The organism is Grimontia kaedaensis, from assembly GCF_023746615.1.
Taxonomy (GTDB): domain Bacteria; phylum Pseudomonadota; class Gammaproteobacteria; order Enterobacterales; family Vibrionaceae; genus Enterovibrio; species Enterovibrio kaedaensis.
This window is the reverse complement of sequence record NZ_CP082276.1, coordinates 928,530-951,951: the sequence shown is the minus strand read 5'-3', so window position 1 is coordinate 951,951 and position 23,422 is coordinate 928,530. Positions and strand designations below refer to the sequence as shown.

Here is a 23,422-nt window from a genome sequence, read left to right as displayed (position 1 = left end):
CGACCGATGTTACGACAAAGCACACTATCGTCAAATCAATCATTAGTTCGAAGAGTGAATTAATGTGATCTTATCCGAGGTCGTGTGCATTTTGAGCAGTGAAAATGCCCGGATAAACCCTGTTTAGCCAGGGGCTTTTATCCATATTTTAGGTGCCTCTCTTACGAGTGTAGATTCGATCTGGCTCACATTGAAATGACGCTGATGAAATCCCTTCGTAAAAGCGATATGTAAATAAAATGTTACGCGCTTTAGTTCTGTAAAACCCGTTAGATGTTTTCCTCTTGATGCCGAACCGCTATCGTTTTTCGTAGAGACGAAACAGGGAGACGTAGCGATGAAACAACATCAATACGAATCCAAGCCGTTGGATTCTAAAGGTCAGATTAGTTGGACCGATGATGAACATAAGGTATGGACACAGCTTGTAGCCAGACAATTGGAGTGCATCAAAGGCAAGGCATGTCGCGAATATTTTGATGGACTTGAACTGCTCGATTTGCCCAAAGATCGTGCGCCACAAATCCCTTACATCAATCGTGTTCTGGCTGAAACGACTGGCTGGCAGCTTGAACCTGTGCCAGCGTTGATTGATTTTGACCACTTCTTCGCACTACTGGCATCTAGACGCTTTCCGGTTGCGACTTTTCTTCGTACCCAGAAAGATTTTGACTACCTAAAGGAGCCTGATTTTTTCCATGAGATCTTTGGCCATTGCGCCATGCTGACTCATCCTGCCTTTGCATCCTTTACCCAGCATTATGGAAAGCTGGGAGTGAACGCATCGAAGTCTGATCGCGTATATTTAGCTAGGTTGTATTGGTTTACTGTCGAGTTTGGAATGATCCAAAACGACGACGGCATATCGATTTATGGTGGTGGTATTTTGTCTTCACCTTCTGAAACCGAATACGCATATGGCAGTGTTGAGCCAATCAGGAAAAAACTGGATGTGGTTGACGTAATGAGAACGCCTTACCGCATCGACATACTGCAACCTATCTACTTTTATTTAAGTACGCTCGACGAATTATATGAACTCGAACAACTGGATTTGCTTGAATGTGTGAACAAAGCGAAAACGCTTGGATTGCATGCACCACTTTACCCTCAAAAAATCGCGTAAATAGGGAGAAAGAGATGAAACAATTGTCTGAATTGCAATGTGAAGCCTGCCGCGCAGATGCTCCAATGGTGGGCGGTGATGAAGCAGCAAGTTTGATGACGACATTGCCAGAATGGCAACTTGTGGATCTAGATGGCATCAATCAATTGCGCCGTGTTTACAAGTTTCGAAACTTTAAATTGGCCTGGGCTTTTGCAGATAAAGTGGCCGAGCTTGCTGAAGTGGAAGGGCACCATCCTGCGATTCTGCTTGAGTGGGGAAGCTGTTCTGTGACTTGGTGGACGCACAAGATAAAAGGTCTGCACAAAAATGATTTTATCTGTGCATCTAAGACGGACTTGTTATTGGAAGAGTAATTTTTTCGAGAAGCTACAAAGGGGGCGAATGCCCCTTTACTGTCTTCATGCTGAACCTTATATACTGCACCTCGAACCGCGTTCCCTTATCTCTGCCTGCCTCATGGGCATCTGATCAATAATCTGCACCATTTCGTTGATATCGAAACCTTCTTTCCAGCGCGCTTTTTCGGTGCCATCTTTGCCTATCAATACCGCGGTATGCTCGTTGTTTCTGACGCGATATTTGTTCATCAGTTTGATGATTTCCCGTGACGAGAACAGGCCGCTTGAATCAGAGAGGTTGTTCATATCCAGGATCAGTGTATGAAGATCTCTGTCATCAATCTGACAGCGATGAACCAGCAATTGACGCTCAAATGAGGCGACGTCCTCGTCAAAACCTTTTGAAAAATAGATGAGTGTACGGTGGGGTTCAATCAATCCATAGGCCGGGTAGGCGAGCGTGGTTGTACTGAATACCAGTCCTGTTACGCTCATCCAAACAAAGGCTAGGTGCTTCATCATACACGCTCTTCCTGCAAGAACATGTTTACCACTACGTAAGCATAGTTTGTCCGGATTGATCTCTACTCATTAAACCGAACGATGCTCTATTAAAGTGCATGAATAAGGCAATCACTAAGAAAAGACTAATATGGTGCAATAGCTGTGTTTTCATGCACCAAGCTTATGCACCCTGATTTTTGCTTCTTGGTTTATAGCGTTTGGTGCTCGGTAAAAAAACTATTTAATTCATTGGATTGCATTTAATTTGCGAGTGATATCTCTATTCTGGCAAGGCTTTTGCTCAAGGTGTTCTCAGACACTCAAAAGGAGCTTTTGCAATGAAAGGGAATAAGTTTGCATTAAATTGGGTAAGCGCTGCAGTGATTGCGGGTGCTGGCATTTCATTTCAGGTTGTCGCTGATGAAGACACTATCAAAGTGGGGGTCCTGCACTCGCTATCTGGGACGATGGCGATCAGTGAAACCACGTTGAAAGACACAGTGTTGATGATGGTGGACGAGCAAAACAAGAAAGGTGGTTTGCTTGGTAAGAAACTGGAAGCCGTTGTGGTTGACCCCGCTTCAAACTGGCCACTGTTTGCTGAAAAAGCACGCGAACTGATTGAGAAAGAAGAAGTGGACGTAGTGTTCGGTTGCTGGACATCCGTTTCACGTAAATCCGTATTACCTGTATTCGAAGAGCTCAATAGCCTGCTGTTCTATCCTGTTCAGTACGAAGGTGAAGAGTCCTCGAAAAACGTATTCTACACCGGTGCTGCGCCTAACCAGCAGGCTATTCCTGCAGTCGATTACCTGAAAGAGGATCTTGGCGTTGAACGTTGGGTTCTGGCGGGTACTGACTATGTATACCCACGCACGACCAACAAGATCCTAGAAGCTTATTTGATTGATAGTGGTGTTAAGCCAGAAGACATCATGATCAATTACACCCCATTCGGTCACTCTGATTGGCAGTCAATCGTTGCTGACATCAAGAAATTTGGGGCTGCCGGTAAGAAAACTGCGGTAGTTTCTACCATCAACGGTGACGCCAATGTGCCTTTCTACAAAGAGCTTGCGGCTCAGGGCGTAGAAGCGGAAGACATTCCAGTAGTTGCATTCTCGGTTGGTGAGGAAGAGCTGTCTGGTATGGATACTTCTGCGTTGGTAGGTCACTTGGCGGCATGGAACTACTTCATGAGTGTTGAAACTGACACCAACGACGAGTTCGTTGAGCAGTGGCATGCCTACATCAAAGATGACAAGCGCGTGACTAACGACCCAATGGAAGCCACTTACCTTGGCTTTAACATGTGGGCGAAAGCGGTTGAGAAGGCAGGCACCACAGAGTCTGAAGCCGTTCAGGAATCGATCATTGGTGTGACTGTACCGAACCTGACTGGCGGTTTCGCGACCATGATGCCTAACCACCACATTACTAAACCTGTTTTGATTGGTGAGATTCAGGACGATGGCCAGTTCGTGACAGTGTGGGAAACCCCAGACGTCGTTGCGGGTGATGCTTGGTCTGATTACCTAACTGGTTCAAAAGACCTGTTTGCAAGCTGGCTGAAGCCAATGTCTTGTGGCAGCTTCAATGTCACCACGGGCCAGTGCTCAGGTGTTGCTGAATAAGTTTTAACCTCATCAATCAGGGCAGGGAGTCCGGAGAGACTCCCGCCCGGAAAATTACTTCTAGTTTACCTGCCTTTGCGGTGCCGTCTCCTTGCATCTGAACCGCATTGGCAGGACTTTTTCGAAGGACCGATTCATGCAACGTTTGACAGCAACAATGAATCGCCTGCTGTGGTTGTGCCGTTTACTCGTTCTGATGAGTAGCGTGCTGATAACAGCACAGGCGAATGCCGATATTTCGGAAATGTCGCAAGCCGCAAGCGCACTTGCGGGAAAATCGTTTGATGACAAAGAAGCGGCGATTGCTTTTATCGCGTCAGCAGAGTCTTCAGTACAAGCAAATATCTCCAACATTCAACTTCTTGAAGGCTTGCTTAATAAGCAGGTGGTTTACGATAGGAAAGCCAAATCCATTTGGTATCTTGCAGAGCCGCCACTGGCGAAAGGCAGCGAGCTGACCAATATCCTCTCTGCAGACATTGTGACGGTAGAAAAGAAACGCCAGTACCGTGCGGTGACCATCAATAACAAAATCCGTAGTCAGATAAGGACCGCGATGGCGACAGCTGCGCTATCCAGTGCTGATACAGAAACTAGACAAACTGCGGCTAGACGTATGATTGGGGAGCTTGATGCATCCTTAATGCCTGTCATCGTTTCCATACGCGATGATGAGAGTGATACTGCCACTAAAATGTATCTCTCCACGGCGATTTCTGTTTACGCAGTGACAGAAGGCAGCGCACCAAAACAGACTATGGAAGCCATCGCTTTTCTGTCTGGAGTTGGTTTGCCGGAAGCTTTTGATTCGCTCCAGGCAGCAAGAGGGAAAGTGCAAAGTGATGATGTTGAAACCATCGCGGCACTGGATCAAGCGATTGCTGAATATGAACAAAGTCAGCGTGTAGTAAATGCCGCCCAAACCCTCTATTTCGGCTTGAGCCTGGGTTCGGTACTGGTGCTCGCGGGGATCGGCCTTGCCATCACGTTTGGTGTCATGGGCGTCATTAACATGGCGCATGGTGAGCTGATCATGATCGGTGCGTATACGACCTATGTGCTGCAACAACTTTTTCCTGCGCAAACCGGCATGGCTCTGCTGCTTTCTATTCCATGTGCCTTTGTGGTTTCCGGATTGGTGGGCATGGCGATTGAACGTTCGGTGATTCGACATCTTTACGGCCGACCCTTGGAAACCCTGCTGGCGACCTTCGGTATCAGCCTTATTCTGCAACAAGCCGTTCGTAGCATCTTCTCGCCGCTTAACCGCTCTGTCAGTACGCCTGATTTTATGAGCGGCATGATTGAAGTCACCCCAATGTTAGAGCTGACGGCCAGCCGTATGTACATCATGGTGTTCTGCCTAATGGTCTTCTTTGCACTCCTGTTTATTTTGAAGCGCACGCCTTTGGGCTTGCAGGTTCGGGCCGTGTCGCAAAACCGTGCAATGGCCCGCGCGATGGGTGTGCGCTCAGAACGGGTCGATATGGCGACGTTTGGTTTGGGATCAGGCATTGCCGGTGTTGCTGGCGTGGCACTTTCCCAGCTTACCAACGTGGGGCCGAACATGGGTCAGGCTTACATCATCGATTCTTTCATGGTGGTGGTCTTTGGCGGTGTTGGAAACCTATGGGGAACCTTGGCTGCGGGCCTGAGTCTCGGCGTGTTCAACAAAGTCTTGGAACCTTGGGCGGGTGCCGTATTGGCGAAGATTCTCGTTCTGGTGTTCATCATCCTATTTATTCAGAAACGTCCAAAAGGTTTGTTCCCGCAACGTGGACGCATGGCGGAGGACAACTAAATGGTCACTAAATCTCTTTTCGACCGCTCAACGGTCATGATGATTGCCGTGCTGTTGGGCATCGGCTTTCTGGTGCCGATCCTAAATTTGATGGTGCCGGCAGGTAGCGTTTTTCATCTGGAAACATATACCGTTTCTTTGCTCGGCAAATATCTCTGCTTCGCCATTCTCGCGCTGTCAGTGGATTTGGTGTGGGGCTATCTTGGTATTTTGAGTCTGGGCCACGGCGCCTTTTTCGCACTCGGCGGTTATGCCATGGGCATGTACCTGATGCGCCAGATTGGTGATCGTGGCGTTTACGGTAACCCAGAACTGCCTGACTTTATGGTGTTCCTAAACTGGCAGGAATTACCCTGGTTCTGGTTTGGCTTCGACCAATTCTGGTTTGCCTGTTTGATGGCGGTCGCCGTGCCGGGTTTGTTGGCCTTTGTGTTCGGCTGGCTGGCATTCCGTTCGCGTGTGTCGGGGGTTTATCTCTCCATCATGACGCAAGCGATGACGTTTGCTTTGATGCTGGCTTTCTTCCGCAATGAAATGGGATTTGGCGGCAACAATGGTCTGACGGATTTCAAAGATATTCTCGGTTTTAGTCTCCAAAGCGACGCTACCCGAATTGGTCTGTTTACTGCAACCGTGGTCGCGCTAATTCTGGCTTACTTACTTTGCCGTGCTGTGGTTGTGAGCAGATTAGGTGCACTGACAATAGCGATTCGTGATGCTGAATCCCGATCACGCTTCGTTGGGTATCGCGTCGAGAACAGCAAGCTCTGGTTGTTTGTTCTTTCTGCTGCCATCGCTGGTGTTGCTGGTGCTCTGTATGTACCTCAGGTAGGTATTATCAACCCGGGTGAATTTGCACCTTTAATCTCTATTGAAATTGTGGTCTGGGTGGCACTAGGTGGTCGTGCAACCCTTTATGGTGCTGTCATTGGTGCCGTGCTGGTGAACTACGCTAAAAGTTGGTTCACAGTTGAATTTCCTGAAGTCTGGCTGTTTGCGTTGGGGGCGTTGTTTGTACTTGCCACCTTGTATCTGCCAAAAGGCGTAAGTGGACTGTTTCGCAAGGAGGCAAACGCATGATGTCGAGAACGCTGGTGGCAGAAGGCATGAACCACCATAAAGAACAACTGCCTGAAATCAATCCTACGTCGGAGTTGCTGAATGAAATCACCCGACGTGATCAGGTATTCAGCTTCCTGAAGCCTCAATACAACCCAAAAGTCGACGTGAAAAACGGCATGTTGCTCTACGTCGAAGGCGTGTCGGTATCTTTTGATGGTTTCAAAGCGATTAACGATTTGAACCTGTACATCAAAGAAGGCGAGCTTCGTTGCATTATCGGGCCTAATGGTGCGGGTAAAACCACCATGATGGACATTATCACGGGTAAGACGAGACCGGACGTTGGTGACGTCTGGCTTGGTCAGCAATTGAACCTGCTCAAGATGGATGAAGCGGAAATTGCCAACGCAGGTATTGGCCGTAAGTTCCAGAAACCGACTGTATTTGAAGCGCTAACTGTGTGGGAAAACCTCGAACTTGCGATGGCGGGAGAGAAGTCAACATGGCGCTTGTTCCGGGCTGTTTTATCCGGTGAGCAGAAATGCGACATAGAAAGAGTGCTGGAGCTAATAGGCTTAGACACGCAGTCCAGAATGTTGGCGGGTAAGCTTTCCCATGGCCAAAAACAGTGGCTGGAAATCGGCATGCTGTTAATGCAGAAACCCAAGCTGTTGCTGGTGGACGAACCTGTGGCGGGCATGACGCATCAGGAAATGGATCGCACTGCTGAGCTACTACTTTCTCTGGCTGGCGAGCATTCCATCATGGTGGTTGAACACGATATGGATTTTGTTCGTAGTATTGCGTCGACGGTGACCGTGCTTCACCAAGGGCATGTGCTGGCAGAAGGATCGATGAAGTCGATTCAGGATGACCAGCGTGTACGTGAAGTGTATTTGGGCCAATAGGAGAGAGTTTAATGCTGACGGTAAATGGATTAAATCAGCGTTACGGGGAGAGTCAGACACTCTGGGATCTTTCTATCGAAGCGCCAAAAGGACAATGCACCGTGGTGATGGGACGCAATGGTGTGGGGAAAACCACCTTGCTGCAGAGCATCATGGGATTATTGAAAGTCGATAACGGACAAATTCTGATGGAGGGCAACGATCTTGCCCCACGTCGCGCCGAAGACAGACCGCGAGCTGGCGTGGGCTACGTGCCGCAGGGTCGTCAGATCTTCCCACGACTAACCGTTGAGGAAAACCTGGAAATCGGCTTGCCCATCCGCCCTAAGAACGACAGGAAAATCCCTGATTACATCTATGAGTTGTTTCCTGTTCTGGCGGAAATGAAGCGTCGCTTTGGCGGGGATTTATCAGGTGGTCAGCAACAGCAACTGGCGATTGCCCGCGCTTTGGTGATCGGCCCCAAGCTATTGCTTTTGGATGAGCCGACAGAAGGGATTCAGCCAAACATCGTGCAGGAAATTGGTGACATCATCTGCAAACTCAATCAAGAGATGGGTCTCACTGTCATTCTTGTTGAGCAGAAGTTGCCTTTCGCACGAAAAGTCGGCGACAGATTCTGTTTGCTTGATCGCGGAAGAAGCGTGGCTAGCGGCGAAATGGACGAGCTTTCAGATGATCTGATTCGACAGTATCTGACGGTGTAGGAGTGATTGCATGGCACAAACGCTCTCTGATGTTTATGAAAGCAATGTCCTGAACACCCAGTCTCATGGCCGATGGGAAGCGGAGCTTCGCCTCGGCTATCAGCACAACGGTACCCGAACGGTACTGCGTGATTGCCTCCACCGTGGCCCTTTGGCGGTGCAGCGCGCTTTGTATCCTGAAGGCGGCGTTTGCCACAGCCATTTGTTGCATCCGCCGGGTGGTGTAGTGGGTGGTGATAGCCTGAATGTGTTTGTCGATGCCAAAGACGGCGCAGAAGCGCTGATTACCACACCGGGCGCAACCCGTTTTTATCGTTCAGACGGTCGTGTCGCGATGTTAAATCAATCGCTGAAAGTCGATGAAGACAGCCGTCTTGAGTGGTTGCCGTTGGAAAACATTGCGTTTCCGAATGCCCATCTTGTCACGCGCACTGATATTCAAATCTCTTCTAATGCGCGCTTTGCAGGCTGGGAGATTTGGACTTTAGGGCAACCTGTTTCCAACCAAGCCTTTGACAAAGGTGTGATTGATGGAATGACCACGATTTCCATCGACGACAAGCTCGTTCTCTGCGAGCGCCTACGCGTCAATCCAGCCACGCTACAACACTCTGCCGCGGCGCTTCGTGGCTATCCAGTTGTCGGTTCGATGTTCGTGTATGGCGACGCAGAGGCTTTGTCTGAGTTGCTTAAAAGCTGGTGTGCTGAACAGGACAAACCGAAAGAGCTGGAGCTTGGCATTACCTATATCGACGGGTTGCTGGCTGTTCGGGCATTGGCATCAAACACAGAAACCCTGTTCCACATTCTGACGGAATGCTGGCTAAGAATTCGAAAACACTGGACCGGCACAACCCCTGATGTGCCGAGGATCTGGCGTACCTGATGTATAGCGGTGTTCTGGCGTAACTGATTTATAGCGGTGTATTGACCGCGAAAACTGCGAGGAGTCAACACATGGAGTTAACCCCTAGAGAAAAGGACAAGCTGCTGCTATTTACCGCTGCGTTACTTGCCGAACGACGTAAAGAGCGCGGCTTGAAGCTGAACTATCCCGAATCTGTCGCCTTGATCAGCGCCGCGATTATGGAGGGTGCGCGAGACGGTCGAACCGTGGCGGAGTTGATGGATTACGGTCGCACTATCCTGACCGTCAATGACGTGATGGAAGGGGTGCCTGAGATGATCCACGACGTGCAGGTGGAAGCGACGTTCCCTGATGGTACCAAGCTCGTCACTGTTCACGATCCGATTGTGTAGGAGGCCAATATGAAACTAAAAACAGGTTCATTTACGCCGGGTGAAATTCGTGCAGCAGACGGAGACATTGAACTCAATGCAGGTCGCCTAACTGTTACCGTTGATGTAGCAAACACGGGCGACAGGCCAGTTCAGGTAGGTTCTCACTATCACTTCTTCGAAGTGAATGATGCTTTGGTATTCGAACGCAACATGGCGAAAGGGTTTCGCCTCAACATTCCTTCAGGCACGGCGGTGCGTTTCGAACCCGGTCAGAGCCGCTCGGTAGAGCTTGTGGCTTACGCGGGTTCTCGTGAAGTGTATGGCTTTCAAGGACGCTGTATGGGTCCGATAGATGGCGCTTCAAACAGCGATAAGGATGATTGAGATGAGTAAGAAAATATCCCGAAGCGCCTATGCCGAAATGTTCGGCCCAACCACGGGAGACTGCGTGCGCTTGGCCGACACAGACCTCTGGCTGGAAGTGGAAAAAGACTTCACGGTTTACGGCGACGAAGTGAAATTCGGCGGCGGTAAAACCATCCGCGATGGTATGGGGCAAAGTCAGCGCCCGAGTAGCGAAACACCGGACATGGTGATCACCAATGCTGTGGTACTCGATTACTGGGGCATCGTAAAAGCGGATGTGGCGGTAAAAGGCGGTCGCATTGCGGGTATTGGTAAAGCCGGTAACCCGGACATTCAGGACAACGTAGATATCATCATTGGCCCGGGCACTGAAGTGGTGGCGGGAGAAGGCCAAATCCTGACAGCGGGCGGCATTGATTCTCATATCCACTTTATCTGCCCGCAGCAAATCGATGAAGCGCTCACCTCTGGCGTGACCACTATGATCGGTGGCGGTACTGGCCCCGCGACAGGCACCAACGCGACAACCTGTACACCGGGACCTTGGAACATTCACCGTATGCTCGAATCGCTGGATGCGTTCCCGATGAACTTCGGTTTGCTGGGTAAAGGAAACGCGAGCTTACCGGATGCACTGGACGAGCAAATTGCCGCAGGCGCATGTGGTTTGAAACTTCACGAAGACTGGGGCTCAACGCCAGCAGCGATTGATTGCTGTTTAAGCGTGGCGGAAGTGACAGATACTCAGGTCGCAATTCATACCGATACGCTCAACGAGTGTGGCTTTGTGGAATCTACGCTGAATGCCATTGGTGACCGCGTTATTCATACCTATCATACCGAGGGGGCGGGTGGTGGTCATGCGCCGGACATCATCAAGGCTGCGGGTCTTGCGAATGTATTGCCATCTTCAACCAACCCAACCCGTCCTTACACGGTCAACACGGTGGACGAACACCTCGACATGTTGATGGTGTGTCACCACCTTTCACCTTCAATCGCCGAAGACATCGCTTTCGCGGAATCCCGTATTCGACGCGAAACCATTGCGGCGGAAGACATGCTCCACGACATGGGCGCTTTTTCGATGATTTCGTCAGACTCGCAAGCGATGGGGCGTGTGGGTGAAGTCATCCTTCGTACCTGGCAAACAGCGCATAAGATGAAAGTACAGTTTGGTGCGTTGGAAGGCGACAGTAGCTATAGCGATAACGCGCGCATTAAACGCTATGTGGCGAAATACACCATTAACCCTGCGATTACCCACGGCGTCGCCCATGAAGTGGGTTCTATCGAAAAGGGCAAGTTAGCGGACTTGGTACTTTGGAAGCCAGCCTTTTTCGGCGTGAAACCCTCGCTGGTGATAAAGGGTGGTTTAATCGCTACCGCACCAATGGGCGATCCAAATGGTTCCATTCCAACACCTCAGCCTGTCCATTACCGACCTATGTTTGGTTCATTTGGTGCTGCTCCAGCGCAGAGCTCGCTGTTGTTTATGTCTCAGATGTCGATTGATCACGGTGTACCGGAAATGCTCGGTCTGAAGAGTGGTGCAGTGGCAGTGAAAAACTGTAGAAACATCCGCAAAAAAGACATGAAGCTTAATGACTGGCAGCCAACGATCGAAGTGGATCCTCAAACTTATGAGGTTCGTGCTGATGGTCAATTACTGGTCTGTCAGCCCGCAGATGTGTTGCCAATGGCGCAACGTTACTTTCTGTTCTGAGGTGAAAAATGATCGAGTTTACAGCAATCATTAAAGCATCGGATGTTAGGAGTAGTGATATCGCCGAGATGGCGACTATTCATCTTGGCATTGATTCAAGAATAAAAAGCCGTATCCGTGTCACGTTGGATAACGGTAGTGAGGCTGGGTTGTTTCTTCCTCGTGGTCAAACGCTTCGCGGTGGCGATGTGTTGGTGTCGACCTGCGGCCACCACGTACGTGTTATCGCTGCGGAGGAAAAAGTATCAACGGTACACGCCGAAGATGGCCTTCTATTGGCTCGTCTCGCATACCACTTGGGTAACCGCCATGTGCCTTTGCAAGTGGGTGATTGGTGGGTGCGTTATCAGCACGACCACGTTTTAGACGAAATGGTGGGATTACTTGGAGGCCGTGTGGTGGTCGAAATGGCTCCCTTTGAGCCAGAAGCGGGCGCTTATGGTGGCCACTCATCCGGTCATCACCATCATCATTGATTTTAGATTTAATGCATTCAGTCAAGGAGACAGGACTATGAAAAAATTACTTATCGCTGCGTTGGCATTGCCATTTCCCGCGTTTGCACACATCACTGGCGAACCACATGCAGAGACGCCGCATCATATCTTAGCCACCGCGCAGGCACACCCATTTGAAACTGTGTTAATGCTGGTGGCTGCGGCGGGGATTGGCTACATGATTCACCGCATATTCAACGGCCGCTAGTCATGCAATCCGATTATCGTCTGTTTCAACTGATTAGCCCTTCTTTGCCAGTGGGTGCGTTTAGCTACTCACAAGGTATGGAATGGTCGATAGAAACAGGCTGGGTCGACAGTGAATCTGCATTGAAGGACTGGCTGGTGAGTTTGGCAACAGACAGTTTGCAACAGCTCGAACTGCCCGTGCTGCGCCGTCTTTTCGCAGCGCTCAAGGCTGAAGATTTAGAGACAGCAAACTATTGGTGCGATTGGCTGTATGCCAGCCGCGAAACAATGGAACTACGAACGGAAGAGCTCCAGCGTGGACGCACCATGCTGAAGTTGTTGCAGCAGCTTGAGCTGATTGAAGCCAAAAGCCAGTTGGATGTGGTGCTGGCGAAAACTCAGGTTGCAGGCTTCGCGTATGCCGGAATGAAATGGGGCATCCAAGAAGAATCCCTATGCCACGGTTATGCATGGAGCTGGTTGGAAAACTGTGTCGTCGCTGGCGTGAAAATGGTGCCGTTAGGGCAAACAGCGGGACAGCGTGTGTTGATGGGTGTGTCGGATGCTTTGCATGAAGTCGTCGAAGCGTCGCGTTTTATCGCTGACGAACAAGTCGGCTCTTTCGCACCTGCGCAGGCCATCGCGTCGAGCTGTCATGAAACGCAATACACGCGGCTATTCCGCTCATAAGGAGAATGAAGATGGATTATAAACAACCGCTAAGAGTCGGTGTGGGTGGCCCGGTTGGGTCAGGAAAAACGGCGCTCTTGGAAGTACTATGTAAAGCCATGCGTGATACCTATTCAGTGGCTGTCGTCACGAATGATATTTATACCCGTGAAGATCAGCGTATTCTGACTGAGGCCGAGGCTTTGCCTGCAGAGCGAATTGTTGGTGTAGAGACAGGCGGTTGTCCGCACACTGCGATTCGTGAAGATGCGTCAATGAACCTAGAAGCTGTTGAGGGATTGGCAAAGCTTCACAAAGATCTGGATTTGGTGTTTATCGAGAGCGGCGGCGATAACCTGAGTGCCACATTTAGCCCTGAACTTGCTGATCTGACAATCTACGTGATTGATGTGGCTGAAGGCGAAAAGATTCCACGTAAAGGTGGGCCGGGCATTACACGTTCTGACTTGCTGGTGATCAATAAAATCGACCTGGCACCCTACGTTGGTGCAAACCTCGATGTGATGGATTCGGATACCAAAAGAATGCGTCCGGTGAAGCCTTATGTGTTTTCAAACCTTAAAGAAGAGGTGGGGCTGGCGGACGTGATTCACTTTCTCGAGACGGAAGGAATGCTAAATAAAGCGGGTTCATAAACCCGCTTCTTTTTTGGTTATATCTGGCGCTGTTTACTTACCGAATCCATAGTGTCGGCAATAGCAAAAACTGACCCAACTCACCAGAAGCGTCGCGACTGTCAGTTCGACCAGACCTAATCGCTCCAGCCATGCCCAGTGTGGGAAGTCCTTGCCTAACCAGAGAATCAATCGCTCCATTGCAACGGCACTGATAACCGAAGGGAAGGTCAGTGCTGCTAGCGTGGGTTGGAACGGCTCTTTGAGTAGGTCGATATAGCAGAGATAGACGAACAGGGTCATCATGATACCCACTCCCGCCAATGCGCCAGCCAAAACAGGATCAGGGTTTGGCATGTTCACCAAATAAGCGGTGAGCGCGAGGTTCACCGGTGCCGCCATGATCGCCAGTACCGGACGTGAGTTCCTCGGCAAACTTTCCAAAAAGCAGAGCCGGTAAAGCACAAACGGCAGCATGCAGAAATACGCACCGATGCAGATGTGGGCGAGCAGGGCAGATTCGTTATCAAAACCCAGTTTTGGACCTGCCAATGTGCTGCTGATCAATCCCACAGGATAAAGGAACCAGCTCGGGTAGATGTTGCACTTCTCGAAGTTTTTCAATTGGTAAAAGAGGAAATAACACATCATGAAGATGTGCATCGCCATCGCGGGATACCAGACAACGGCTGCCACGCTGACATTCACTTCCGCCAGAAAATCTGCCATCAACAAAAGTGACATGGTCATGGGCGCCATCAAGCTACCGTAGAGTGGGTCTCGGAGATCTTGAAAGAAACGCTTTGGCTCAAAGATATATTTGAGCCACACTGGACCAATCAACAAAATGCCGATTGTCGAAAGAATGGGGCGGGTGAGATGTCCAGTTATTGGGTGATAGAGAGACCATGCGACACCTAGCCCAAAAAATGCCATCGCAAGGGAAGACTGGGCGGTAGGTATAAATCGAAATGGGGAGTGGAAAGCCGTCAATCTAACATCCATGAGCTAACTGCAGAGTGGGCATTATACGCCTGCTGATTTATGGTTGTGAGTGCGTTTGCGAAATTTCCTTAACAAATTCAGCCAATAGACAACAAAATTTGTAATGCCTTTCTGCTCAGGCCTTAAATGACGGGGCTTTAAAGCATAATTCCTGCCGAAAAATCACCCCAAAAGACTGATATTGTCGAAAGCGGAAACTTGATCACAATCACAGAATTTCAATATAGATCCTTTCGAATGCTTACCTATACTCAAATTGCACCCAGAAATTTAGACGAATGAGGATGAGCTTTGAAGCTCGAGTCCGCCGGGCAAAAAAGTGTCGGCGACGAGTTTGGGTCGCATAACAATTTGGAATGTTACACCAGTGTAGAAATACACCAAAACCGAATAAGTCCTTACAAACCGCATGGCCCATGGTTGCTAATGCACGAGGCTAGGTAGCTCAACGTAGTGAGCAAGGTAAGGCACGCTATATCTACGACAACACCACAGTATTCGATTTTCAACCTTTAGAGATAAGCAAAAAGCCACCGTTTAGGTGGCTTTTTTTTCGACTATTCTGAATGTTAGAACGAGATCTGGCGTCTACCGTTTGGTGCCCGCTCTTCGCTTTGGGGGGGGCTTTTTTCTTTTGCAGGTTTAGCGGACTTTTTTGCAGAAGGCTGTTTGGCCTTTGGTTTTTGGGCTGGCTTATGCCCTGCGTGTTGTTTCGCTTCCGGCTTTGGTTTCAAAGGGGCAGGAGGCGTATCGCAAAGTACTACGTAGTACTCTTCATTGAAAGCAATCACATCGCCACCATAGATCTTGCAGCGCTTACGTGTTTCTACTTCACCGTTAACAATAACGTAGCCTTCAGCGATGGCCATTTTGGCTTCACCTCCACCGCTAACGGCATTGGCAATTTTTAGTACTTTGTAAAGTTCTATTGGCTGTGAAGAGACTTCGATACCCAGCGCTTCTACTTCAATTTCTTCGTGCGACATGTTCGCTACTCATTTCTTTGTGATTTGCTCGTCGGGAGTTTAGCGTAAGATTCGATACCTGTGCACTCTGAAACGCACGAATAACCTGGTATTGATAGAACATTGATACCTTATTCAGGTGAGCTGTTGTGATGCAGAACAGTGACCTGCAGATTATGCACATGTTCGGAATCTCTTGAAACTTGAAAAAAGATGTAATAAAAATACTTTCGTTGTGACAAATTCTGGAATTTTTTCCGATTTCTACTGTCATATCATTAGCTTCGTCCTGATTATAAGAATGAATTTTTCATTCTTAAGAAGTGTGCTCCTTGAGGTAAACAAATAAGGGGAGACAGCCAATAAGTTGGCAACTGCGGATGAAGTGTATTTTAAACACTCAGGAATGTAATGCGTGCGAACCTCCATTCAGGAAGGCCGGCTCATTTGAACCTGATTAAAAAAAGAGGTGTTCTCTATGAGTAATAAAGCAAGACGCCTATGGTTTTACCATCAAAGTAAAACGCAAAAGACGCGTCCATCAAAACTGCGTTAATCGCAAAGATACCAGAAACGCCATTCGGCGTTTCTGGTTCCAAAATATCTCCCCAATTTCTCTCTGTCCCGATTAAACCCTCGCTTTATTGATACTTACACAGAAAAAGTGGGGCAACTGTCAGAAAATTCTATTTAAAATCAGTATCCCAACCCGTTGCTGGCTACACTTTAACTATGCCTGTTGATACACAAAAATAACGATTCAATCAGGATGTAACACAAAAACTAACACGGATGTCGGGAGAGAAAAAATGAATGTATTGTCTTGGGAAAATATCTCCAAGTTAACCGGACAAACCGTTCAACTGATCGATGGTGCGGAAAATGAATACGATGTGTTGGTTGAAGCGGTGAATGAAGGCGAGGGTAACGGTACGACAAAAGATGACCGCCTTGTTGAAAACTACACCATGGTTTTGCTTGGGCCGGAAGAGGCTGAATTTCCACAGGGAAACTATCTCATTTCGCATCCATCGATGGGGCAACAAATCCTCTATATGATGCAAGCCAAAGACAACCGCTACACCATTACGATTAACACTGAGGCGTAACGTTTTACGCCTCTTTTGTTCGTATACTCGCCAAGCAAGCCTTTACGTATCGCTTTGATTTTCCGTCTTGATAGATTCGTTGTTATGATATTACCTTTCTGTCTTATGCCAGTCAGAGGTTGCATGCAACGCATTCTTCTCACTTTTCTCTCTTTCATGCTCCTATTTTCCTCATCGGCATTAGCGCGTGATGATGTTTTGGTGTTCGCGGCATCTTCAATGACGACAGCATTGAATGAAATCGCGAGTGCGTACGAAGTGCAGAGCGGAAAGAAAGTGACCGTCTCTTACGCTTCTTCATCTGCATTAGCGAGGCAGCTTGCTTATGGCGCGCCTGCGGATATCTATATTTCCGCTAATGAAAAGTGGATGGATTACACGGTAGAGCAGGGCGTGATTGAAGGAAGTGCCGTAATGCCTTGGGTTGAAAACCAGTTGGTTTTGGTCTCAGGGAAAGATGCTACCGCTCTCCCTTCCTTGGATAGCGAAAGCCTAAACAAGATAATTGGGAATAGCAGATTGGCGATTTCCGACCCTGGCCATGTGCCGGCAGGTATCTATGCAAAAGAATCTCTGGAAACACTGGGTCTTTGGGATAGCCTGAAAAATAAGCTGGCTTTTTCTAACAGTGTGAGAGCCACCTTAGCTCTGGTTGAGCGCGGTGAGGCACCTCTTGGTATTGTTTACTTTTCCGATGCCCAAGCTTCTTCTCAGGTGAGGGTCATCGCTGAAATCCCTGAAAATGCCCATGCACCAATCATTTTTCCTAAAGCGCTGACCAAGGAGGCGGGTGAGAATGCTGAATTGTTTTTCCGTTTTCTGGGATCAGACGTCGCTGCAAACATTATCGCAAACAATGGGTTTGTGGTGATGCAAACAACACAAGAGCAATAAGCACTGATGTTACTTACACCTGTTGAATGGGAAGCGCTGGCGCTCAGCCTGAAAATCTCTCTTGTGGCTGTAGCTGCTAGCTTGCCACTTGGCATTGCAACTGCCTGGCTACTGGCAAGAAAGGAGTTTGCTGGTAAGTCTCTGCTGGATGGCTTTATTCACCTTCCGTTGGTGCTTCCGCCTGTCGTGATTGGTTATCTCTTACTGGTGGTGATGGGCCGTCGTGGTGCTGTCGGCAGCTGGCTCTATGATACCTTCGGCGTGTCGTTTTCATTCAGTTGGAAAGGGGCTGCGTTAGCATCTGCCGTCGTAGCGTTTCCCCTGTTGGTTAGGGCTGTGAGGTTATCTATTGAGCTTGTCGATAAAAAGCTCGAGCAGGCTGCCCGCACATTAGGTGCATCTCCATGGCGCGTGTTTTTCACCATAACCTTGCCTTTAATCGCACCAGGTATTTTGTCTGGATTGGTTTTAGCCTTTGCCCGTAGTTTGGGGGAATTTGGCGCAACCATTACATTCGTTTCGAATATTCCCGGTGAAACCCAAACCATTCCTCTTGCGATGTTTTCCTTCCTTGAAACGCCTGGTGCGGAAGGGAGTGTTGCTCGTCTTTGCATTATTTCGGTCGTGATTGCGTTGCTCTCATTGTTTGGCTCTGAATGGTTGAGCCGTCGGATGAAAAGGAAAATGGGACTTTAATGATTACGCTGACGCTTAACGTTGACCATAAGCCTTTTAAACTCAGTGTGGATGAGAGTATTCCTTCATCGGGTATTACTGCCATTTTTGGCCGCTCTGGCGCGGGTAAAACCTCCCTAATCAATGCGGTAAGTGGTTTGGTGGCGCCGCAATCAGGACGCATAACTCTGGGTGACAAAGTACTGTTTGATAGCGATGCCAAAATAGATCTCGCGCCGGAGCACCGTCGGATTGGCTATGTGTTCCAGGAAGCCCGTTTGTTTCCTCACATGTCTGTGGAAAAGAACCTCAGTTATGGACAGCCGAATGAAGATAAAGCTAAGTTTGGGGAAGTAATCCAGTTGCTCGGTATTGAGGATCTTTTGAAGCGCCATCCATCGGCCTTATCTGGCGGCGAGAAGCAACGTGTAGCGATAGGCCGAGCATTACTCTCTGAACCTGAACTCTTAATCATGGATGAACCTACCGCATCGCTCGATGGCCCCCGAAAACAAGAGTTAATTCAATACCTGCTTCGTCTGGCAACGTCACTTAAAATCCCTGTGCTTTATGTCAGCCATAGTCTTGATGAAATTCTTCAGATTGCTGACAACATGCTGATCCTGAATGAAGGGCAGGTTGTGGCTAATGGTCCTTTGCTTGAAGTTTGGGGCTCTGCACCCATGCGGCCTTGGTTATCAACCAGAGAGCAAAGTGCATTGGTAACGGCAAAACTGATAGGGCATCACCCAATTTACGGGATGACGCAATTGGATCTGGAAGGGGAAACAATCTGGGTGACCAAGGTAGATGATGCAAAGGGCTCTATGCTTCGTCTCCGTATCTTCGCTAATGATATATCCATTGTGAAATCTCGCCCGACTGATACCAGTATTCGGAATATTCTTCCTGCGGTTATAGAAGAAGTTTGTCGTGCCGAATGCGACGAAAATGCATCGGGCTATTGTCAGGTTGTGTTAAGAATTGGTAACCAAAGATTACTGGCAAATATAACCCAGTGGGCTGTTGATGACCTTCATCTATTGCAAGGTGATTCAGTGTTTGTTCAGCTTAAGGGCGTGAGCATTACCAAGGGCGATTTGGCCCAAGAGAACAAGAATTTTTAATAATTTCTCTGCCGTTTCTGTCGCAAATTGAAGTAGAATCCCCAGAGTTTGCCGTACATCGTATTTGCCCACTGACGCTAAATAGTATCCGTTTGTGCAAAGTGATGTACAAGTGAAACGTTCCGGGGTGGATACTTGTATGATGAGTCGCAAAATTCCCCTTTAGATACAAGCAACAGCATAATTTTCACGAGCAGATTAGATATTCTCGTTGAGTAGATAGCTCGTGATGAGTAGTAGGAGAGATAAATGTTTGCATGGCTAACCGGCTTGTTTAAGAAAAAAAAGCTCAAGTCGACGGATTGGGTAAAAAAGCTCATGCAAGCGAATCGTACTGGTAGTTATGGAAAGTATCGTGATTACTACGATAAACACGTGACCCGAATCCACCAGTCGTACAACAAGGATTTCCAGCGATTCGAGCGATTCGCCGTTCAAAACTACAAGAAGAACGATCAGCGAGCATTCATTGCTATAAAAACGGCAATGTATGCTAACAAGCTTAATCAGATTAAAGTGGCCGCATGTTTGACTGCTTCTGTGATTAACTACAACAAGACGCTGGTGGAAGGGAAGCAATTACAAATTCATCCTAGACTGCTTCGCGCCGCGACTTCGCTTCACAAACAGATTGTTGAGGCCCATGCGAGCTCTAAGAAACGACCAACAGAAAAAGCCTGAGAAATCAGGTTTTTTGTACCTACTCACCCACATCAATCTCTCTACTCCTTCCCACTGTTTCATTGCTTCTCTCAGTTTTCCTCTTGGGTTCAACCACTATTCAACCTATTACCGAACACCTCATATACCCAAACGGCCTGAATTCTGCATCTTCAGGTTGTTTGGGTATTTGTTTAGTGTTGATAACGATTGCTTATGGTCTATTTGATGTGTGACTTAATAAAAACAGATGCTTATAGAATTGGGAGGTGATATTGAATCACCTGAAAATGTAACGCTAAATATTAGATCTCAAATAAAAGTGATAGATATCACATTATGATTTTGCTAAGGTGCCGCCCCTCACACACAATGTGAGAGCACAATGACTTTTACTTCTCTATTTAAAGCTGAAAAGCTGGTATCGACTTTAACCATTAGCTTTTTTGCTCTGTTCCTTTTAGCGGCGATGATAGACATGTCGCTTTTCTCCAAGACTATCAACAATATGTTTGGTTTCGCAGCTGAAGAGTTTGGCGCATTCTGGCAATGGTTGATGGTAGCGAATCTCGCATTGGCGCTCGTCATTGCTTGTTCCCCTTATGGAAAGATGAAGCTCGGTCACCAAAGTAAACCGGATATCAGCGCGTTTCGTTGGATCTCGATGATCATGTGTACCTTATTGGCTGGTGGTGGCGTATTTTGGTCGGCTGCTGAACCTGTGTATCACTTCCTTTCACCTTCTCCTTCCTATTCTGGCGTTGAACAGCACACTGAAGCCGCAGCGACTGCTGCGTTGAGTCAGAGCTTTCTTCATTGGGGATTTCTTGCTTGGGCTGTGTTGGGCACCCTAGCGACAATTGTTCTCATGCATGCCCACTATGAAAAGGGACTGAAGCTAAGACCCCGTGCATTGCTTTATCCTTTATTTGGTGAGCGTTTTGAAAAGCATTGGTTTGGTGCGTTAGTAGATGCTTGTTCTATTGTCGGTGTGGCAGCGGGTACGATCGGTCCAATCGGGTTTTTGGCTAGCCAACTGGGTTTCAGCATTGAAGCTTTATTTGGCATCGAAAACACCATGAGCACACAAGTGATGATTCTTATGGCGGTTGTAGCCATTTACTCGCTGTCTGCTTTTACCGGAATGGATAAGGGGCTTCAGTGGCTTTCTAAACTCAATGTACTTGGCGCCTTGGCATTGCTTCTATTTGTATTAGCATTGGGGCCGACGTCTTTCATCTTCGGTTCTTTTGTCACCGCATTTGGTAGTTATCTAGAGCACTTTTCTTCGATGAGTCTGGATACTGAAAAAGCAGCTTGGATGACCAACTGGACGTGGTTTTTTTGGGGATGGTTCATTGGCTTCGCGCCTATGATGGCGATTTTCATTGCGAAGATCTCTCGTGGCAGGAGTATTCGCGTGTTGATCCTTGCTGTGGCAGTTGGGTCTCCAATCGTGACCAACTTCTGGTTTACTGCACTGGGCGGTACGGGCATCTTCTTTGAGCTGACCAATCCGGGCGCGATATCCGGCGCAATAGAAAGCACGGGTTTACCCGGTGTATTGATTGCGACGCTTCAGCAACTTCCACTTCAGTTTATATTGGTGCCTGCTTTCCTGATCCTAACTACTACCTTTGTGGCGACAACGGGTGATTCCATGGCGTATTCCATTGCTGTCGTCACGTCCGAAGATGCGAAACCATCGAAGTATCAGCGACTGTTTTGGGCAGTGATGTTGGGTGTGGTTGCAGCCGTATTGCTAACTGCTGGAAACGGTGGCTTGGCGGCGTTGCAGTCATTTATCGTGATTACAGCAGTGCCAGTTTCGTTGTTGATAGCCACGACGCTGATTTCTGCGCCAGTGGCTTTGAAAAGTATGTCTGCGACTAACGCGCGGATTCATGAGGCGTTAGCCTGATTGACGAACATGGCGTCGTTACCAAAGCGACGCCATATGATTAAGGTAGTGAACGTAGTTTTCCAAGTCTTCCTGAGTGTCGATATCTATGTTGCACTGATCAATAGCAACCACATTGACCACATATCTGCCATTGTTAAGCAGGTGCTTAGCGCCTGCATCACCTTTCAACGTTTTAAGCTCTTCAAACATGGTTTTCGATGCAATCGCTGGTACACCCACTGTATCGTGATATTGGCAACAAACTGCATCGTTAACGTGTTCAATAAATACTTTCCAAAGTAGTTCGACATTGTCACTACTTACTGCAGGTTGATCAGCAAGCATAAATAAAATGGCATCATAGTCATTCTCAAGCTTCTCGGTCACCGAAGATATAACGCTGCCAATCCCTTCTCTCCAGCAGTCGATATGTAAGATTTCTGCTGGCCAATTATTGTCTTTGCAGGCATCTTCCAGTTCCTTATGCCAAAACCCTGTTGTGATGAATATGTCCTGAGTAACAGGAACTGCTGCGTTGATGGGGAAGCTGATGAGCGGAGAGCCATTGATTTCAGCCAGCGCTTTGCATTCGCGAAAACGTGAAGCGCGGCCAGCAGCGAGGATCACTGCGGCAAGTTTTATCATTCTTATACTATTCCACTGAAAGATTTGGCGTTTGAATCGTTAAGAGCCGCCATACATTCTGACAGAATAGAAAGTCCAATCCCTTCTGGCAATGCTGCACCCAGTTGCAACCCTGCTGGTCCTGCAAGTTTGCACGGTAATTGTGATTCCTGTAACTCTGCGGTTTGCAGAACATCTTCTTTTCTATGTGTTGGGCCAAGTAGGGCAAGATAACGTAAACGCGTATCCGTGAGCGATTTCAATACGGAGGCGTCGAGAGAAACACTGTGCGTCATCACTACGGCAGCATCGACATGCTTTTCGTTGCAGAAATACCCCAAGGTCTCTGCTTCTTCTCGCAGGATGTGATGCGCGGTTCGAAAGTAATCGCGTCTTGCATTTGCAGGGCGGGGGTCCCAAAGCGTAACGCGCCAACCTAATTGATGAGCAAGGGAAACTATAGGCCTAGCATCAAACCCTCCACCACAAACGAGAAGGTGAGTAGGGGGTTGAATGAAGGTTTTCAGCCAGCGCTGACCGCCTTCATCAAGTCGTTCGCCAATGGTGTTTTTATCAGCCTTTAGCTGGTGAATCTTTTCTGAGGGGATATAGTTCGCTTCTATTTCAGCGACGCTCTTACTACCGATACGCTGATAGTAGAAGCCAGATCTTCTCTGTTCCAACTGCGCATGAATAACATCGAGGCTTAAGTAGCCGTTACCCGCGTGGATTGGCTGCAGCATGATATGAACGGTGCCGCCACAGCCAATACCAAGTTGGAAAGACAAATCATCTTCATCTTGGCTGTCGTAAGTTAACGTGCAGGCTTCACCTGTCATCATCACCTTTTTTGCATGACGTTGGATGTCTGATTCCAGACATCCTCCGCTAAGCATACCGAGTTGTTGACCCAAACTACCGAAAAGCATCATTGCACCGGCTTTTCGATAACAAGGTCCTTCCGTTTCATAAATCGTGCCGAGTACCCACTCGGCATTGTCTTTCTCCGGATACCACTCGTTCAGCAAGTAATGTAGGTGGTTTGCCATTATC

Annotated in this window: 27 protein-coding genes; 21 read left to right on the top strand and 6 right to left on the bottom strand. The window is 48.3% G+C overall.

The genetic code is table 11. The annotated features are described in order from the left end of the window. Positions 1-337 precede the first annotated feature (337 nt). Both phhA and K6Q96_RS21165 read left to right on the top strand, forming a co-directional pair. Positions 338-1,126, top strand: coding sequence for a phenylalanine 4-monooxygenase (gene phhA, locus K6Q96_RS21170; RefSeq protein WP_251879886.1), 789 nt, complete (start codon positions 338-340; stop codon positions 1,124-1,126). Positions 1,127-1,140: 14 nt separating this feature from the next. Next, complete coding sequence (locus K6Q96_RS21165) at positions 1,141-1,482, top strand: 4a-hydroxytetrahydrobiopterin dehydratase (protein ID WP_251879885.1); 342 nt, start codon at positions 1,141-1,143, stop codon at positions 1,480-1,482. A 57-nt stretch (positions 1,483-1,539) separates the two neighbouring features. Here the strand turns inward: K6Q96_RS21165 and K6Q96_RS21160 are convergent, their stop codons facing one another. After that, positions 1,540-1,989 carry a DUF4174 domain-containing protein gene (locus K6Q96_RS21160; protein WP_251879884.1) on the bottom strand — a complete coding sequence of 150 codons (450 nt, stop codon included), beginning with the start codon at positions 1,987-1,989 and terminating at the stop codon, positions 1,540-1,542. A gap of 320 nt (positions 1,990-2,309) precedes the next feature. Here K6Q96_RS21160 and urtA point away from each other — a divergent pair, with 320 nt between their 5' ends. The 13 genes from urtA (at position 2,310) to ureG (ending at position 13,428) form a co-directional block, all read left to right on the top strand. Beyond that, positions 2,310-3,605: an urea ABC transporter substrate-binding protein gene (gene urtA, locus K6Q96_RS21155; protein WP_251879882.1), complete on the top strand. Its 1,296-nt coding sequence runs from the start codon at positions 2,310-2,312 to the stop codon at positions 3,603-3,605. 136 nt (positions 3,606-3,741) lie between these two features. After that, on the top strand, positions 3,742-5,406 hold the full coding sequence (gene urtB / locus K6Q96_RS21150; RefSeq protein ID WP_251879880.1) for an urea ABC transporter permease subunit UrtB: 1,665 nt from the start codon (positions 3,742-3,744) through the stop codon (positions 5,404-5,406). Continuing rightward, positions 5,407-6,486 (top strand): urea ABC transporter permease subunit UrtC, encoded by a 1,080-nt coding sequence (gene urtC, locus K6Q96_RS21145; protein WP_251879877.1) that lies wholly within the window; start codon positions 5,407-5,409, stop codon positions 6,484-6,486. It abuts the gene before it with no gap. Next, complete coding sequence (gene urtD / locus K6Q96_RS21140; protein ID WP_251879875.1) at positions 6,483-7,376, top strand: urea ABC transporter ATP-binding protein UrtD; 894 nt, start codon at positions 6,483-6,485, stop codon at positions 7,374-7,376. Before urtC ends, urtD begins: the two co-directional genes overlap by 4 nt. Before the next feature lie 11 nt (positions 7,377-7,387). Further along, positions 7,388-8,083, top strand: a complete 696-nt coding sequence (gene urtE / locus K6Q96_RS21135) for an urea ABC transporter ATP-binding subunit UrtE (RefSeq protein ID WP_251879873.1) — start codon at positions 7,388-7,390, stop codon at positions 8,081-8,083. A 10-nt stretch (positions 8,084-8,093) separates the two neighbouring features. Beyond that, complete coding sequence (locus K6Q96_RS21130; protein WP_251879871.1) at positions 8,094-8,969, top strand: urease accessory protein UreD; 876 nt, start codon at positions 8,094-8,096, stop codon at positions 8,967-8,969. A 71-nt stretch (positions 8,970-9,040) separates the two neighbouring features. Then, positions 9,041-9,343: an urease subunit gamma gene (gene ureA / locus K6Q96_RS21125; RefSeq protein ID WP_002536054.1), complete on the top strand. Its 303-nt coding sequence runs from the start codon at positions 9,041-9,043 to the stop codon at positions 9,341-9,343. A gap of 9 nt (positions 9,344-9,352) precedes the next feature. Then, complete coding sequence (locus K6Q96_RS21120) at positions 9,353-9,709, top strand: urease subunit beta (protein WP_251879869.1); 357 nt, start codon at positions 9,353-9,355, stop codon at positions 9,707-9,709. 1 nt (position 9,710) lies between these two features. After that, positions 9,711-11,417: an urease subunit alpha gene (gene ureC, locus K6Q96_RS21115; RefSeq protein WP_251879867.1), complete on the top strand. Its 1,707-nt coding sequence runs from the start codon at positions 9,711-9,713 to the stop codon at positions 11,415-11,417. A gap of 68 nt (positions 11,418-11,485) precedes the next feature. Further along, complete coding sequence (gene ureE / locus K6Q96_RS21110; RefSeq protein WP_434802188.1) at positions 11,486-11,893, top strand: urease accessory protein UreE; 408 nt, start codon at positions 11,486-11,488, stop codon at positions 11,891-11,893. 37 nt (positions 11,894-11,930) lie between these two features. Continuing rightward, positions 11,931-12,122, top strand: coding sequence for a hypothetical protein (locus tag K6Q96_RS21105; RefSeq protein WP_251879863.1), 192 nt, complete (start codon positions 11,931-11,933; stop codon positions 12,120-12,122). Between the two features lie 2 nt (positions 12,123-12,124). Next, on the top strand, positions 12,125-12,793 hold the full coding sequence (locus K6Q96_RS21100; RefSeq protein ID WP_251879862.1) for an urease accessory protein UreF: 669 nt from the start codon (positions 12,125-12,127) through the stop codon (positions 12,791-12,793). 11 nt (positions 12,794-12,804) lie between these two features. Then, positions 12,805-13,428, top strand: coding sequence for an urease accessory protein UreG (gene ureG, locus K6Q96_RS21095; RefSeq protein ID WP_251879860.1), 624 nt, complete (start codon positions 12,805-12,807; stop codon positions 13,426-13,428). Positions 13,429-13,461: 33 nt separating this feature from the next. On the opposite strand, the gene K6Q96_RS21090 is transcribed toward ureG, so the two are convergent. From K6Q96_RS21090 to K6Q96_RS24890, 3 genes are all read right to left on the bottom strand, one after another. Next, positions 13,462-14,412, bottom strand: a complete 951-nt coding sequence (locus tag K6Q96_RS21090) for a TDT family transporter (protein WP_251879858.1) — start codon at positions 14,410-14,412, stop codon at positions 13,462-13,464. 569 nt (positions 14,413-14,981) lie between these two features. Next, positions 14,982-15,398, bottom strand: coding sequence for an RNA-binding S4 domain-containing protein (locus K6Q96_RS21085; RefSeq protein ID WP_251879856.1), 417 nt, complete (start codon positions 15,396-15,398; stop codon positions 14,982-14,984). A 455-nt stretch (positions 15,399-15,853) separates the two neighbouring features. Continuing rightward, positions 15,854-15,976, bottom strand: a complete 123-nt coding sequence (locus K6Q96_RS24890) for a hypothetical protein (protein WP_256481842.1) — start codon at positions 15,974-15,976, stop codon at positions 15,854-15,856. A gap of 210 nt (positions 15,977-16,186) precedes the next feature. On the opposite strand from K6Q96_RS24890, the gene K6Q96_RS21080 reads away from it, so the two are divergent. The 6 genes from K6Q96_RS21080 (at position 16,187) to K6Q96_RS21055 (ending at position 21,763) form a co-directional block, all read left to right on the top strand. Beyond that, positions 16,187-16,486, top strand: a complete 300-nt coding sequence (locus K6Q96_RS21080; RefSeq protein ID WP_251879854.1) for a DUF6916 family protein — start codon at positions 16,187-16,189, stop codon at positions 16,484-16,486. A 123-nt stretch (positions 16,487-16,609) separates the two neighbouring features. Then, positions 16,610-17,380, top strand: coding sequence for a molybdate ABC transporter substrate-binding protein (gene modA, locus K6Q96_RS21075; protein WP_251879852.1), 771 nt, complete (start codon positions 16,610-16,612; stop codon positions 17,378-17,380). A gap of 6 nt (positions 17,381-17,386) precedes the next feature. Continuing rightward, entirely contained in the window at positions 17,387-18,076 is a 690-nt protein-coding gene (modB, locus tag K6Q96_RS21070) for a molybdate ABC transporter permease subunit (RefSeq protein WP_251879849.1), read from the top strand. Then, positions 18,076-19,182, top strand: coding sequence for a molybdenum ABC transporter ATP-binding protein ModC (gene modC, locus K6Q96_RS21065; RefSeq protein WP_251879847.1), 1,107 nt, complete (start codon positions 18,076-18,078; stop codon positions 19,180-19,182). Before modB ends, modC begins: the two co-directional genes overlap by 1 nt. 249 nt (positions 19,183-19,431) lie before the next feature. Next, positions 19,432-19,863 carry a hypothetical protein gene (locus K6Q96_RS21060; RefSeq protein WP_251879845.1) on the top strand — a complete coding sequence of 144 codons (432 nt, stop codon included), beginning with the start codon at positions 19,432-19,434 and terminating at the stop codon, positions 19,861-19,863. 364 nt (positions 19,864-20,227) lie between these two features. Then, positions 20,228-21,763 (top strand): BCCT family transporter, encoded by a 1,536-nt coding sequence (locus K6Q96_RS21055; RefSeq protein WP_251879843.1) that lies wholly within the window; start codon positions 20,228-20,230, stop codon positions 21,761-21,763. Positions 21,764-21,781: 18 nt separating this feature from the next. Here the strand turns inward: K6Q96_RS21055 and K6Q96_RS21050 are convergent, their stop codons facing one another. Together K6Q96_RS21050 and K6Q96_RS21045 are read right to left on the bottom strand one after the other, a co-directional pair. Then, positions 21,782-22,390 carry a nucleotidyltransferase family protein gene (locus K6Q96_RS21050; protein WP_251879841.1) on the bottom strand — a complete coding sequence of 203 codons (609 nt, stop codon included), beginning with the start codon at positions 22,388-22,390 and terminating at the stop codon, positions 21,782-21,784. Positions 22,391-22,392: 2 nt separating this feature from the next. Beyond that, a complete protein-coding gene (locus tag K6Q96_RS21045; protein WP_251879839.1) occupies positions 22,393-23,418 on the bottom strand; it encodes an XdhC family protein in 1,026 nt (341 codons plus the stop codon). Between the last annotated feature and the right edge of the window lie 4 nt (positions 23,419-23,422).

Excerpts from the sequence above, each read along its gene's own strand:
- phhA (WP_251879886.1), top strand. The coding sequence starts at position 338 with ATGAAACAACATCAATACGAATCCAAGCCGTTGGATTCTAAAGGTCAG.
- K6Q96_RS21165 (WP_251879885.1), top strand. The coding sequence starts at position 1,141 with ATGAAACAATTGTCTGAATTGCAATGTGAAGCCTGCCGCGCAGATGCT.
- K6Q96_RS21160 (WP_251879884.1), bottom strand. The coding sequence starts at position 1,989 with ATGATGAAGCACCTAGCCTTTGTTTGGATGAGCGTAACAGGACTGGTA.
- urtA (WP_251879882.1), top strand. The coding sequence starts at position 2,310 with ATGAAAGGGAATAAGTTTGCATTAAATTGGGTAAGCGCTGCAGTGATT.
- urtB (WP_251879880.1), top strand. The coding sequence starts at position 3,742 with ATGCAACGTTTGACAGCAACAATGAATCGCCTGCTGTGGTTGTGCCGT.
- urtC (WP_251879877.1), top strand. The coding sequence starts at position 5,407 with ATGGTCACTAAATCTCTTTTCGACCGCTCAACGGTCATGATGATTGCC.
- urtD (WP_251879875.1), top strand. The coding sequence starts at position 6,483 with ATGATGTCGAGAACGCTGGTGGCAGAAGGCATGAACCACCATAAAGAA.
- urtE (WP_251879873.1), top strand. The coding sequence starts at position 7,388 with ATGCTGACGGTAAATGGATTAAATCAGCGTTACGGGGAGAGTCAGACA.
- K6Q96_RS21130 (WP_251879871.1), top strand. The coding sequence starts at position 8,094 with ATGGCACAAACGCTCTCTGATGTTTATGAAAGCAATGTCCTGAACACC.
- ureA (WP_002536054.1), top strand. The coding sequence starts at position 9,041 with ATGGAGTTAACCCCTAGAGAAAAGGACAAGCTGCTGCTATTTACCGCT.
- K6Q96_RS21120 (WP_251879869.1), top strand. The coding sequence starts at position 9,353 with ATGAAACTAAAAACAGGTTCATTTACGCCGGGTGAAATTCGTGCAGCA.
- ureC (WP_251879867.1), top strand. The coding sequence starts at position 9,711 with ATGAGTAAGAAAATATCCCGAAGCGCCTATGCCGAAATGTTCGGCCCA.
- ureE (WP_434802188.1), top strand. The coding sequence starts at position 11,486 with ATGGCGACTATTCATCTTGGCATTGATTCAAGAATAAAAAGCCGTATC.
- K6Q96_RS21105 (WP_251879863.1), top strand. The coding sequence starts at position 11,931 with ATGAAAAAATTACTTATCGCTGCGTTGGCATTGCCATTTCCCGCGTTT.
- K6Q96_RS21100 (WP_251879862.1), top strand. The coding sequence starts at position 12,125 with ATGCAATCCGATTATCGTCTGTTTCAACTGATTAGCCCTTCTTTGCCA.
- ureG (WP_251879860.1), top strand. The coding sequence starts at position 12,805 with ATGGATTATAAACAACCGCTAAGAGTCGGTGTGGGTGGCCCGGTTGGG.
- K6Q96_RS21090 (WP_251879858.1), bottom strand. The coding sequence starts at position 14,412 with ATGGATGTTAGATTGACGGCTTTCCACTCCCCATTTCGATTTATACCT.
- K6Q96_RS21085 (WP_251879856.1), bottom strand. The coding sequence starts at position 15,398 with ATGTCGCACGAAGAAATTGAAGTAGAAGCGCTGGGTATCGAAGTCTCT.
- K6Q96_RS21080 (WP_251879854.1), top strand. The coding sequence starts at position 16,187 with ATGAATGTATTGTCTTGGGAAAATATCTCCAAGTTAACCGGACAAACC.
- modA (WP_251879852.1), top strand. The coding sequence starts at position 16,610 with ATGCAACGCATTCTTCTCACTTTTCTCTCTTTCATGCTCCTATTTTCC.
- modB (WP_251879849.1), top strand. The coding sequence starts at position 17,387 with ATGTTACTTACACCTGTTGAATGGGAAGCGCTGGCGCTCAGCCTGAAA.
- modC (WP_251879847.1), top strand. The coding sequence starts at position 18,076 with ATGATTACGCTGACGCTTAACGTTGACCATAAGCCTTTTAAACTCAGT.
- K6Q96_RS21060 (WP_251879845.1), top strand. The coding sequence starts at position 19,432 with ATGTTTGCATGGCTAACCGGCTTGTTTAAGAAAAAAAAGCTCAAGTCG.
- K6Q96_RS21055 (WP_251879843.1), top strand. The coding sequence starts at position 20,228 with ATGACTTTTACTTCTCTATTTAAAGCTGAAAAGCTGGTATCGACTTTA.
- K6Q96_RS21050 (WP_251879841.1), bottom strand. The coding sequence starts at position 22,390 with ATGATAAAACTTGCCGCAGTGATCCTCGCTGCTGGCCGCGCTTCACGT.
- K6Q96_RS21045 (WP_251879839.1), bottom strand. The coding sequence starts at position 23,418 with ATGGCAAACCACCTACATTACTTGCTGAACGAGTGGTATCCGGAGAAA.